At 62.8% G+C, this 11,576-nt stretch carries 10 protein-coding genes and 1 pseudogene; 2 read left to right on the top strand and 9 right to left on the bottom strand.

Features of this window, described 5'->3' with window-relative positions:
- Positions 1-73 precede the first annotated feature (73 nt).
- The 7 genes from KW062_RS16960 to KW062_RS16930 form a co-directional block, all read right to left on the bottom strand.
- Complete coding sequence (locus tag KW062_RS16960; protein ID WP_105755383.1) at positions 74-625, bottom strand: hypothetical protein; 552 nt, start codon at positions 623-625, stop codon at positions 74-76.
- A gap of 262 nt (positions 626-887) precedes the next feature.
- Positions 888-1,676, bottom strand: a complete 789-nt coding sequence (locus KW062_RS16955) for an amino acid ABC transporter ATP-binding protein (protein WP_105755382.1) — start codon at positions 1,674-1,676, stop codon at positions 888-890.
- A gap of 15 nt (positions 1,677-1,691) precedes the next feature.
- Positions 1,692-2,933, bottom strand: coding sequence for an NAD(P)/FAD-dependent oxidoreductase (locus tag KW062_RS16950; protein ID WP_105755381.1), 1,242 nt, complete (start codon positions 2,931-2,933; stop codon positions 1,692-1,694).
- Between the two features lie 51 nt (positions 2,934-2,984).
- Positions 2,985-3,695, bottom strand: coding sequence for an ABC transporter permease (locus tag KW062_RS16945; RefSeq protein WP_027616559.1), 711 nt, complete (start codon positions 3,693-3,695; stop codon positions 2,985-2,987).
- A complete protein-coding gene (locus KW062_RS16940; protein ID WP_105755380.1) occupies positions 3,692-4,411 on the bottom strand; it encodes an ABC transporter permease in 720 nt (239 codons plus the stop codon). Before KW062_RS16940 ends, KW062_RS16945 begins: the two co-directional genes overlap by 4 nt.
- A gap of 109 nt (positions 4,412-4,520) precedes the next feature.
- Entirely contained in the window at positions 4,521-5,276 is a 756-nt protein-coding gene (locus tag KW062_RS16935) for a transporter substrate-binding domain-containing protein (protein WP_027616561.1), read from the bottom strand.
- Between the two features lie 13 nt (positions 5,277-5,289).
- Entirely contained in the window at positions 5,290-6,165 is an 876-nt protein-coding gene (locus KW062_RS16930; RefSeq protein ID WP_027616562.1) for a MurR/RpiR family transcriptional regulator, read from the bottom strand.
- Between the two features lie 145 nt (positions 6,166-6,310).
- Here KW062_RS16930 and KW062_RS16925 point away from each other — a divergent pair, with 145 nt between their 5' ends.
- On the top strand, positions 6,311-7,342 hold the full coding sequence (locus KW062_RS16925) for an Ldh family oxidoreductase (RefSeq protein ID WP_105755379.1): 1,032 nt from the start codon (positions 6,311-6,313) through the stop codon (positions 7,340-7,342).
- 11 nt (positions 7,343-7,353) lie between these two features.
- Here the strand turns inward: KW062_RS16925 and KW062_RS16920 are convergent, their stop codons facing one another.
- Positions 7,354-9,483, bottom strand: coding sequence for a TonB-dependent receptor family protein (locus tag KW062_RS16920; protein ID WP_105755378.1), 2,130 nt, complete (start codon positions 9,481-9,483; stop codon positions 7,354-7,356).
- A gap of 195 nt (positions 9,484-9,678) precedes the next feature.
- Between KW062_RS16920 and KW062_RS28965 the strand changes: the two are divergent.
- Positions 9,679-9,939 (top strand): annotated as a pseudogene (locus KW062_RS28965) (dihydrofolate reductase family protein); the annotation flags it as partial.
- A 6-nt stretch (positions 9,940-9,945) separates the two neighbouring features.
- Here KW062_RS28965 and KW062_RS16910 read toward each other — a convergent pair.
- Positions 9,946-11,508, bottom strand: a complete 1,563-nt coding sequence (locus KW062_RS16910; RefSeq protein WP_105755376.1) for an amino acid permease — start codon at positions 11,506-11,508, stop codon at positions 9,946-9,948.
- Between the last annotated feature and the right edge of the window lie 68 nt (positions 11,509-11,576).

Raw genomic sequence — 11,576 nt, 5'->3', positions numbered from 1 at the left:
ATCGAAAGATGCGGGGTTTTTTTTTGGTTTTTTTCAATTGCAGGCCATCCATCAGCCTGCGGATCGACCGGGGTTAGTCGTATTGTTCCGGGCTATCGGGGGTTACGACTTGTCGCTGCAAAATATCCAGATTGAACAACCTGAGGTCACCGGCGGTGTGGGTGAAGCAGGTATAGGTGTAGCCCCACTTTTCAAAAAGTGATTGCTTTATCAGCCCTGCGTTGTCGGTTTGCAGGTAGATATCTGCCTGAGGGTCATTCAAGTCGTCCAGGGTGATAGGTTGATGTTCGGCGTTCAGCAGGGTGAAGTTTGTTACATTGCGCTGCGTACTGGAGAACGCACCCAGAATATCGTCGTAGTCGGCGCTGAGGTAAGTGTCGTTTTTACCAAGAATCTGCAACTGGTAGTGGCTGTCGTAGCAGCGCAAGTGCACCAGCAGAGTGGACTTCAGTGGACCACGACCTACGCGAACCCACTTTTTGCTTATCGGGTCGTACGCGTGGGGCGGGCCGGATCCTTCTCGGGTGGTCAATATGTTTGCATTGCTGGAAGTTTGAAGAAATTCCATCTTTTTGCCGTCGCTATAAACCCGTGCAACGAAAGACCTTTCATTGTTTCTGTCCATATCAAATTCCTTTTGTGGATGAGCAGAGTGCCAATGTTTGGCAGCGAGAAAGATAACGGTGTTTGCCAGGATGGGTGCGGCGTTAATTGTTGCATTGGTTTTACGGACGCTGGCTTATCGGATCACCGCAGCATCGCGATGGCGGTGGGTCAGGCGTTGCACCTGGCGGATGTGGAGGCCTCATCCCGAGCAGCCGATCGCCGCCCGGGATGGTCCCGGCGAGTATGAGTGGCGGAGCACCGGGTCCGCGGTGTGCCGGAATTTAATGAACAATCTGCGCCAAAAACGCCTTGGCCCGGGCGCTTTGCGGAGCGTTGAAGAAGGCTTCGGGCGGGGCGTCTTCGATGATGCGGCCGCCGTCGAGGAACAGCACGCGTTCGGCGACCTGGCGGGCGAAGCCCATTTCGTGGGTGACGCAGAGCATGGTCATGCCACTGCCGGCGAGTTTGACCATCACGTCCAACACTTCGCTGACCATCTCCGGGTCGAGGGCAGAAGTCGGTTCGTCGAACAGCATGATCTTCGGTTCCATGCACAGTGCGCGGGCGATCGCCACCCGCTGTTGCTGGCCACCGGAGAGTTGGCTGGGGTATTTGCCGGCTTGGCTGGCGATCCCGACTTTCTGCAAAAAGTGCTCGGCCAGTTCTTCGGCTTTCTTGCGGCTCAGGCCACGCACCGAGATCGGTGCCAGGGTGCAGTTGTCGAGCACGCTCATGTGCGGGAACAGGTTGAAGTGCTGGAATACCATGCCAATTTCGCTGCGCACCTTGGCCGCTTCGCGGGTGGTGTGGGCGAGGTCGGTACCGTTGACCAGAATCCGACCCTTCTCGGCGATTTCCAGCTGGTTGATGCAACGGATCAGTGTCGACTTGCCAGATCCGGAGGGTCCGCAGAGGACGATACGTTCGCCTTCGTGCACGCTCAGGTCGACATCGTGCAGCACATGGAAGGCGCCATAGAACTTGTTCAGGCCGGCGATATCGACCACCACCTTGCGGTTGTCGGCACGGGTTTGCGGCGCGGCGTCTTTAACGGCAGAGAGAGCAGACATGTGAATCTCCGACAATCAGTGGAAGCGCTCGGCGCTGTAAGGGGTTGGGTCAGTGAAGGGGGCGGCGCCGGTCATCATTTCCGCCAGCAGGCGTCCGCACACCGGGCCCAGGGTCAGGCCGTGGTGGGCATGCCCGAAGTTGAACCACAGGCCCTTGTGTCGGGGCGCCGGGCCGATTACCGGGCACATGTCCGGCAAGCACGGCCGACGACCCAGCCACGGTTCGGCGTTGAGGCGTTCGCCCAGCGGGAAGAACGCGCTGGCCAGTTCCTCGCAGCGGCGCAACTGGATTTCGTTGATCGGATCATCACTGTCGGCGAACTCGATGCCGGTGGTCAGGCGAATCCCACCGACCATGGGCGCCAGCACGTAGCCGCCCACCGGATCGAGCAGCGGCTGCTGCAGGGAGGCGCCGGGCTGGGCGGCGTAGTGCATGTGGTAGCCGCGCTTGATCGCCAGCGGAATTTTGTAGCCCAGCGGTTCGAACACGCCCCGCGCCTGCGGGCCGAGGGTGACCACCGCTTCATCGGCAACCACCAGGCCCTGTTCACTGAGCACTTCCCATTTGCCGACGCGCTGCTGCAGCGTCAGTGCATCGCCGATCACGAACACTCCGCCACGGGCGACGAACAGGTCGGCATAACCCCGGGTCAAGCCGCCGGGATCGCTGACGGTCTTGGGGTCCAGCCAGTGAATGCCACCGATGACATCCGGGTGCAGGCCGGGTTGTTTGGCGTGCATCTGCGTACGGTCCAGCACTCGGTAATTGAGGGCGAACTCCTTGAGTGCGGCGGCATCCTGCTGGGCCTTGGCGAAGGCGACGGGTGAGCTGTAGGCTTCGATCCAGCCACTGGTCTGGATCAGGTGCTGCATCCCCGCCGGCTCCGAGAGCTGGTCGTGTTCACTGACGCAGCGCTCCACCAGCGGCAGCATCGCCCGGGTCGCGGCGGCCAGGCCCTTGGCCCCGGAATGACGCCAGTATTGCAGCAGCCACGGGCCGGCCTTGGGCAGGTGCTTGAGGCTGTAGCGCACGTCGGATTGCTGATTGCCGGCGTAGCGCAGCAGGCTCGACAGCTGGCGCGGGAAAGCATAGGGAATCACGCTGGCACGTTCAATCAGCCCGGCGTTGCCATGGCTGGTGCCGTTGCCCGATTGTTGCCGGTCGATCAGCACGACCTTGCGGCCACGGGCCTGCAGGTGCAGCGCGGTGCTGACGCCGACAATCCCGGCGCCTAGAACGATGGTGTCGCAATGCATGGGTAGATCCTTGATACAGGGGGCCGCCACGGCAGCCCGAGTCAATTCGCGTTACTGCAGGTGGCGGCCGAGGCGGCCTTCGAGTGCCTTGAGGCTGCGTCGCACCACTTCGACGATGATCAGGTAAAGCACCGCGGCCCACAGGTAGATCTGGAAATCGAAACTGCGGGAGAACGCCAGTTTGGTCACGCCCATCAGGTCGTAGATGGTCACCAGCGAAGCAATCGCACTGGCCTTGATCATCAGGATCAGTTCATTGCCCAGCGGTCCGATGGCCACCAGCAGCGACTGCGGCAGAATGATTTTGCGGAAGGTGGTCCAGCGCGACAGGCTCAGGGCTTTCGAGGCCTCGCGCTGACCCTGGGCCACCGACAGGATGGCGCCACGGAGGATCTCCGCCTGGTACGCCGCGGTGTTCAAGGTGAAGGCCAGCAGGGTGCAGAACCAGGCATCGCGGAAGAACCACCACAGGCCCACGTCCTGCCAGAAACCCTTGAACGAGCCGAGGCCGTAATAAAGCATGAACAGTTGCGCCAGCAGCGGCGAGCCACGGAAGAAGTACACGTAGACGCTGGTAAAACGATTGAGAAAGCGGTTGCTCGACAAACGTCCCAAGGCCAGCAGCAAGCCGAGCAGGGCGCCGAGGGTGAAGGAGATCGCCACCAGCTTGGCGGTCACCAGCAGGCCGTCGATAAAGCGCGGGCCGTAGCGTTCCAGCAAGTCGGGGCTGAGGAACATCTGCTGCAATTCCACCAGGCTCATGTCCGCGCGCTCCGTTGATGGCGGCTGAAGTACTGCTCCAGGTACTGGAACAGGCGACCGGACAGCGCCGAGAAAAACAGGTAACCGAAGCACGCCACGGTATAGAACAGCATCGGTTCCTTGGTCACGCTGACGGCCAGGTTGGTCTGGCGCATCAGGTCGACCAGGGAAATGGTCGACACCAGCGAGGTGTCCTTGAGCAGCGACAGCCAGTTATTCGAGAGGCCGGGCAGGGCGATGCGCACCAGTTGCGGCAGCACCACTTTGGTGAAGGTTGTCCACTTGGACAGGCCCAGTGCTGCAGCGGCTTCAAACTGGCCCTTGGGCACGGTCTTGAAGGCGCCGAGCCAGATCTGGCTGGAGAACGCGGCAAACACCAGGCTGAAGGCGATCATCGCGGCGACAAAAGGGTTGATCGCCACTTCGGCTTCGTAGCCCATGGCGGCCAAGAGTTTCTGTGCGCCGATCTGGCAGCCGTAATAGATGATCAGCAGCGTCAGCAATTCCGGCAGGCCACGGAACACGGTGGCGAACACCGTGCTCATGGCGCGCGGCCAACGCCGTTTCGAGCGTGCGGCCAGCGCCAGGCCCAGACCCAGTGGCAGGCCGATGGGCAGGCAGCTCAGGGCCAGGACGATAGTCACCAGCGCACCCGCGAGCAGGGCCGAGCCCCAGCCGCCGCTGGCGAAAGACAGTAATGATAGATGTTCGAACATGCTCGAACCCTCTGCAGAAATTAAGCTCGCACGCAGCACCGCGCCCGCCGGGGCAGGAGGCGATGGGTCGGCATGGAATGCCCCTCAGGCAAGCCCGAGGGGCGGGGGATCAGTAGATATCGAAGTCGAAATAACGACTGGAGATCTGCTTGTAGGTGCCGTCGGCGACGATTTCATCCAGCGCCTTGTTGAAGCGCTCGCGCAGGGCATCGTCGCCCTTGCGCACGGCGATCGAGGCATCGGCGGTGGTGCCATTGACGTCGCCAATGATCTTGCAGCAGTCCTTGCCGGCAGTGCCGAGCCAGGCCAGCAGCGGGAATTTGTCGGCGATTACACCGTCGACGCGACCGGCCGCCAGATCACTGTTAGCCTCATCGAGGGTCGGGTAGAACTTCACATCGGCACCAGCCGGCGCGTAGTGGTCTTCGGCGTAGATGGCCTGGGTCGAGGACGCCTGGGCGCCCACGGTCAGGCCCTTGAATTTGGTCTGCGCGTCGGTGATCGGCGAGTCCTTGGGTACCGCCACCGACAGCGGCGTGCGGTAGTAGTGCTCGGTGAAATCGATCTTCTGCTTGCGCTCGTCGGTGGCGATCATCGACGCCACCACCGCATCGTATTTCTTCGCCATCAGCGCCGGGATAATGCCTTCCCAGTCCTGGGCGACGATGCTGCATTCGACCTTCATGCGCTCGCACAGCGCGTTGGCGATATCGACATCGAAACCGTGCAGCTTGTTGTCCGAGTCCACGTAGTTGAACGGCGGGTAAGCGCCTTCGGTGGCGATCTTCAGTACTTCAGCCTGCGCGCTGCTGGCAGCAGCCAGGACCATTGCGCATGCACCGGCAAAGCGAATGACGTGTTTCATCCAGCACCTCGTTTTATTGTTTTGAGCTTGGTGACGATGTGTATCCAACGAACTCGTTGTGCAGCGCCGCGATGGCCTCCAGACGCTTTTCGACGGCCGCCGGCATTTGCTTGCAGACGTCGTTGACCAGCAGGTGGACCAGCGACAGCATCGCTGCGGTCGATTCCCAGAACAGATTGAATTCGGTGGGCACGCGGAACACCTCGTCGGCGTTCTGCTCGGCCCAGTCGCAGAAAGTGTCGGTGACCAGGGTCACCGGGATCCCGGCTTCGCGGGCCTTGCGGCACAGGGTCAAGGCGTGGCGCGAATAACGCCGGGCTTCGAACACCACCAGGGCGCTGTCCTCGGGGGCGCTGAGCAGCACTTCGGCGTAATGCCCGGCGGCGCCGTCGACCCAATGCACGTCATCGCGCAGGTACTGCAGCAGGTGGACCATGGAGGCGGCGATGCCGCGCTCGGTCTGGAAACCAGCGACAAACACCTTGCGCCGGGTCGCCAGGCGCTGGCTGACGGTGTGCCAGGCCGGGGTCAGGCTGTATTCGTAGACCTTGACCAGCGCCGCCACTTCCAGCTCGAAACTGCGCGGCAGGCCTTGCGGGCCCTCGCTGGCTTGCTGGCGGAATTCCTGCAGGCGGTCGCCGACCAGCCACGGACCATCGCCAAGGTCGGCCTTGAGGTCGTTTTTCAGATCCTTGAAATGGCTGTAGCCGATGGAGCGGCAGAAGCGCCCGACGCTGGATTCGCTGACGTTCAATTTGGCGGCGATATCGGCGGCGGTCTGGAACGGCAGCTCATAGAGATTGGCCAGCATATAGCTGGCAATCGCCCGGCCCGACGCGGCGGCGGTGGACAGGCTACTTTCAAGGCGTTGTTTGATAGGCTGGCTCAAGGCTGTTTCCTGTTGTTATTCAGCGCTTGCGGCAGAAAATGGATGTTTTCTGTCATAAAGTCAATATTTGACAGATAACTGTCATCGCTGGATAGTTGCTCGCGCCGCCTCATACTCATAAAAACAATTCGATTGGAGCCTCAGCATGTCCCAACCCACTGCCGCCCCGGCGGAAATGGCCGCCATCTCGTTCGCCGACCTGACGCTGTTGCTGCAACAGATTTTCGAGCGCCACGGCACCTCGAGCGACGTCGCCAAGGTGCTGGCCTACAACTGCGCCAGCGCCCAGCGCGACGGCTCCCACAGCCACGGCGTATTTCGGATTGCCGGTTATCTGTCGTCGCTGGCCAGCGGTTGGGTCAACGGCCAGGCAGTGCCTAAGGTTGAAGACGCGGCGTCGGGTTTCGTGCGAGTCGACGCTGGCGGCGGTTTCGCCCAGCCGGCCCTGGCGGCGGCCCGCAGCCTGCTGATCGAGAAAGCCCGCAGCGCCGGGATCGCCGTGTTGGCGATTCGTAACTCGCACCACTTCGCCGCACTGTGGCCGGACGTCGAGCCGTTTGCCGATGAAGGCCTGGTCGCCTTGAGTGTGGTCAACAGCATGACCTGCGTGGTGCCCCACGGTGCGCAACGGCCACTGTTCGGCACCAACCCGATCGCCTTCGCCGCGCCGCGTGCCGGCGGCGAGCCGATCGTTTTCGACCTGGCGACCAGCGCTATCGCCCATGGCGATGTGCAGATCGCTGCGCGCAAGGGTGAGTTGTTGCCCGAAGGCATGGGCGTCGACAGCCAGGGCCAGCCAACCCGTGACCCGAAAGCCATTCTTGGCGGCGGCGCGCTGTTGCCGTTTGGTGGACACAAGGGCTCGGCGCTGTCGATGATGGTCGAGTTGCTGGCGGCGGCGCTGACCGGCGGCAACTTCTCTTTCGAGTTCGATTGGTCCAAGCATCCTGGCGCGCAAACGCCGTGGACCGGCCAGCTGATTATCGTCATCGACCCGAGCAAGGCCGGCGGCGCCGGGTTCGCCAGCCGCAGCGAAGAACTGGTCCGGCACATGCGTGAGGTGGGGCTGCAGCGTATGCCCGGTGACCGACGCTTTCAGGAGCGGGCCACCTCGTTGGCGCAAGGCATCGCCTTACCGGCCGCCGAGCTGGCGCGCTTGCGCGAATTGGCCGGCTGAGGCGCGCGCCTTTAGAGCAAATTCCAGGTGATGCCGACGTACGCCGCCATGCCTTCGCCGGGTGTCGAACGGGCGGCGTCCAGGCCCTTGTCGTCGTAGCCCGGAGTAACGGTGGCGGCGTAGTGCTTGTCGGTCAGGTTGCGCAGGTCGAGCCAGGTCTGCCAGTCGCCCTTGGGTGCGTTCCAGCCGAGGGTCGCACCGAATAGCGCGTAAGGGTCGGCGTAGTAGCTGTTGGCGTAATCCACCGCCACCTTTGACACCAGTTGCGTGTTGAGCGCAGCGAAGAAACCCTGCGGCCAGTCGTAGCGCAATTCCCCCTGGTAGTAGTGCATCGGCAGGCCGGGCAGGCGGTTGTCGCCAAAACGCTCGTCGTCGCGGTAGTGGAAATCACTGAAGGTGTAGCTCTGGCGCAAGCTCAGCTTGCCGCCATCCGCCGCCGCCCACAGCGCACTCTGCAGACTGGCTTCTACGCCCTGGTGCACGGTGGCGCTGGCGTTCAATTCATAGGGCGTGACGGCGCTGGCGTCGGGCAGCACCGAGAGCAATTCGTGACGCACCTGGGCGTAGTACCAGGCCAGGCTCCATTGACCCAACCCCGCATCGCCACGACCGCCGAGTTCGAGGGTGGTCGCGGTCTGGTTCTGCAACTCGATGGGCACTTGCTGGGTGCCGGTGGCCGGGCCGCTGCCATCGCCGAAGCGCTGGTTGGCACTGTAGATCAGCGACCACGGATGGGGCGCCTCGACCGAACGGCTGAGATTGCCGAATACTTGCACCTCGGGCGTCAGCTGGTAGCGCAGGCCGATGCGCGGGGCATAGTCCCAGTCGCTCATGCTGGTCTTGCCGCCGCCGTCCGGGTAAGTCACTGCGCTTTCGCGACGGGTGTAGATTGCCGCAAGGCCGGTGGTCAGCCACAGGTCGTCGGCAATCTCCAGGTCGTTGCTGGCATGCAGGACGTTGTCTGAGCCCTGGTAGGTGAAGTTGCGCATGGGGGTGCCCGGCGCGTAGTTGATGGTGTTTGGAATGGTGGGAATGCGCACCCGCTCGCTGGCCCCGGCGTTCGGCAGATGTTTGGTGCTGCGCAGGCCCAGGGTGCTGCGGCTTTCCAGGCCCCACAGGGTATCGCGACGCTTGTAGTCGAAGGTGCCGCTGACATCGGTGTAGGCCACCTTCAGGCGGTTCGGGCCTTCACGCAGGTCCATCGGATAATCGTGATAGACGAGTCCGGTCTGCACGCTGGAATCGTCGTCGATGTAGTAGGTGGTCTTGTTGCCGATAAAGGTGCTGCCGGGCTGCTTGCGGCTGTCGTCCCGGGTTACGTAGGCCGGGTTGGCGGCCCGTGGATCGTGTTCGATGGAATGCTTGGTCACCCGCCCGGCGAGATCGTTATCGGTTTCGCGGTAACGCATATAGAAGCGCGTTTCCAGCTGCGGGTTGAAGCGATAACCGACATTGGCGATCAGCCCCTGGCTCTCGCTGGCGGTGTGGTCCTGATAGCCGTCGGCACTGGCGTCGGTCAGCGCCACGTAGTAATCGAGATCCCCCAGCACCTGCCCGGAACTGACCTGACGCTGCACATACCCGTGACTGCCCATGGCATAGCGCACCTGCAACTTCGGCGCGTTGTAGCCGGTGTGACTGACATAATCGATGGCGCCGCCCAGGGCCAGCGCCCCGCGATCAAAGCCGTTGGCACCGCGCAGCACTTCCACATGATCGAGCCACAACGGCTCCAGCAGCTCATAAGGCGTACCACCCGGACCGGTCAGCGGCAGGCCGTCGAGCATCGCGTAGAGCCCCGAAGCATGGGCCCCCGGCGCGCGGTTGATGCCCGAGCCGCGAATCGAAATCTTCACCCCTTCATTACCCGCCGACTGCGCATAAATCCCCGGCTGATACGCCAGTACATCCTGATTGCTCGCCACCCGACCCTGCAGCGGCAGACGCATATCCACCACATTGCTGCCCCCCGGCACCTGCGCCAACCGCGCCTCGGCCTCGGCCACGCTCTGGTCGGCACCCTCGAGCCCCGGCGCATCAATCAACACCTGCCCCAACTCCAGCCCCTCGGCGTGCGCCAGGGCCGGACAGGCGAGGGCCAGCCCGAGGAGTGCGGTGGGCAGGGATTTGGGTGAGGGCATGGGGGAACTCCAGACGGCTGAAAACGGGCGATGAACAGTGCGACGTTTAAAAAGACGAGGGGAACACATGGGGATTTTGGTTTATTTGCCTGGAAGTGGTTTTTCTGGTTGGCGGGCTTGGGCGGGGCGCATTGCAGCGGGTTTTGGGCGGATCGCCAAGGGGGGAATTGTGGTTTGAAGTGTGGGCTGCAGTGCGCGTTGAAACGCCACACAGGGGCGCCGCTCTTGACCCAGGGCAGCGGCGATCTGGTGCGGCAACTGTTGGCGGCGGGATTGGTTGATGAGTTGCGCTTGATGACGTTTCCGGTAGTGCTCGGTCGCGGGCAGCGTCTATTCGGTGACGATGCCCAGGCTGCGGCGTTCAGGCTTGAGCAGGTCACCAGCACACCCAGTGGTGTGCTGATTTGCCGTTATGTGCGCGCCGGCGAGGTGCGCACGGGATCGTTTGCCGAGTGAGTGCGGTCACCGTTCCCCCGACCGGTGCAACGCCGCTTCCTGCGCGGCTATCTCCGCCTGGCGTTTGAGGATCATCTCGCCCATGGGCGGGCCCTGGAAGCGGCGGGCTTCGAAGGCGAACCAGATGATAGCGGTCAGGACCAGGAAGCCGATGGTGATGTACAGCGCCCATTCGTTGGGTGGCTGGATGCCGATGATGAAGATCAGCACCATGGACAGGACCGACAGCACGGCGAACAGCGAGTACAGCCCGCGCCCCATGTTCCATGGGCCCATGGTCGGCCATTTGGCGGTGCCGTAGGTGAACAGGCCGAGGACGATGGGGATGATGAAGGAGAAGAACAGGAAGATCACCGTGCAGGAGACGACGATGGTGTAAACCGGGGTTTCGCCGATCGACACCAGGGACGAGCCCCAGACGAACAGCACCGCCAGGGTCGCGCCGGTCCAGATCGCCGCCACCGGGCTGCGATGGCTGGGGGAGACGCTGGCCAGAGCTTTCGAACAGGGCAGGCCGCCATCCCGGGAGAAGGCGAAGATCATCCGCGACACCGAGGTCACGGTGGCCAGGCCGCAGAGAAACTGCGAGATGAAAATCGCCACGTACAGGGCCATTTTCACGGTCGGGTTCATCTGCGTGTCCATCGCCCAGAAGAACACGCTCCAGCCATGGGTCGCGGCTTCGTCGAGGCTGGGCAGCATCAGCACGAAGGAGCTGAGCATCAGCCAGCCGAACAGCAGCGACCAGATCACCGACATGACCATGCCCCAGGGCACCGAGGTCGCTGCCTGGCGGGTTTCCTCGGAGGTGTGCGCCGAGGCGTCGTAGCCGGTGATGGTGTAGATCGGCAGCAGCAGCCCGAGCATGAACACCCAGCCATTGGACACTTGGGGCCAGACGCTGCCGCCGGCCTCGCCGGAGTAGTTGCCGAAGGTCACCAGGCGGGCGAAGTCGTAGCTGGGCGCGGCGATCAGGCAGGCAATGGTCAGGGCCAGCGCGGTGGCAAAGATCAGGTAGCCGGAGAAGTCGGTGAGCTTGGCGGTGAGGCCGATGCCCAGGTGGTTACACATGGCCTGGATGCCGGTGAGGATCGCCATGAAGATCACCCGGGTGGTGATGGTGTCCTCCATGCCCAGGGCCGGGCCGAAGGCGCCGAAGAAGAAGTAATAGGTGCCGACGTTGATTGCCCCGAGCACCGTCACCAGCCCCAGCAGGTTGAACCAGGCAGTGAGCCAGCCGGTGAAGCGATTGCCTAGGATCGAACTCCAGTGGTACAGCCCGCCCGCCGTGGGGTAGGCCGAGGAGATCTGCGCCATGGCCAGGGCGAACACCCCGGAGATCAGGCAGCCGATGGGCCAGCCGATGCCGATGGCCGCGCCGCCTGCACCCGAGGTGCCTTGGGCCAGCGAGTTGATGCCGCCGGAGAGGATGCAGATGATCGAGAAGGAAATCGCAAAATTGGAGAACACCCCCATTCGGCGCGAGAGTTGCTGGGCGTAACCCATGCTGTGCAACGCCTTGACGTCGTCGTCATGGGCGGCGGATTCGGGCTGGCTTGCTGGATTCATCACATGTGCCCCTGCAGGTTTGATTCATAACCACGGCGCCGATGGGACGCGATGGCCTGGCGTTCAAC

The organism is Pseudomonas fluorescens, from assembly GCF_019212185.1.
In the GTDB taxonomy this organism is placed as follows: domain Bacteria; phylum Pseudomonadota; class Gammaproteobacteria; order Pseudomonadales; family Pseudomonadaceae; genus Aquipseudomonas.
The sequence above is the reverse complement of the archived record's forward strand: the minus strand, read 5'-3'. Positions and strand labels throughout refer to the sequence as shown.

What these genes read in the sequence shown, in the direction of transcription:
- KW062_RS16925 (WP_105755379.1), top strand. Translation starts at nt 6,311, where the DNA reads ATGTCCCAACCCACTGCCGCCCCGGCGGAAATGGCCGCCATCTCGTTC.
- KW062_RS16920 (WP_105755378.1), bottom strand. Translation starts at nt 9,483, where the DNA reads ATGCCCTCACCCAAATCCCTGCCCACCGCACTCCTCGGGCTGGCCCTC.
- KW062_RS16940 (WP_105755380.1), bottom strand. Translation starts at nt 4,411, where the DNA reads ATGTTCGAACATCTATCATTACTGTCTTTCGCCAGCGGCGGCTGGGGC.
- KW062_RS16910 (WP_105755376.1), bottom strand. Translation starts at nt 11,508, where the DNA reads ATGAATCCAGCAAGCCAGCCCGAATCCGCCGCCCATGACGACGACGTC.
- KW062_RS16945 (WP_027616559.1), bottom strand. Translation starts at nt 3,695, where the DNA reads ATGAGCCTGGTGGAATTGCAGCAGATGTTCCTCAGCCCCGACTTGCTG.
- KW062_RS16935 (WP_027616561.1), bottom strand. Translation starts at nt 5,276, where the DNA reads ATGAAACACGTCATTCGCTTTGCCGGTGCATGCGCAATGGTCCTGGCT.
- KW062_RS16950 (WP_105755381.1), bottom strand. Translation starts at nt 2,933, where the DNA reads ATGCATTGCGACACCATCGTTCTAGGCGCCGGGATTGTCGGCGTCAGC.
- KW062_RS16955 (WP_105755382.1), bottom strand. Translation starts at nt 1,676, where the DNA reads ATGTCTGCTCTCTCTGCCGTTAAAGACGCCGCGCCGCAAACCCGTGCC.
- KW062_RS16960 (WP_105755383.1), bottom strand. Translation starts at nt 625, where the DNA reads ATGGACAGAAACAATGAAAGGTCTTTCGTTGCACGGGTTTATAGCGAC.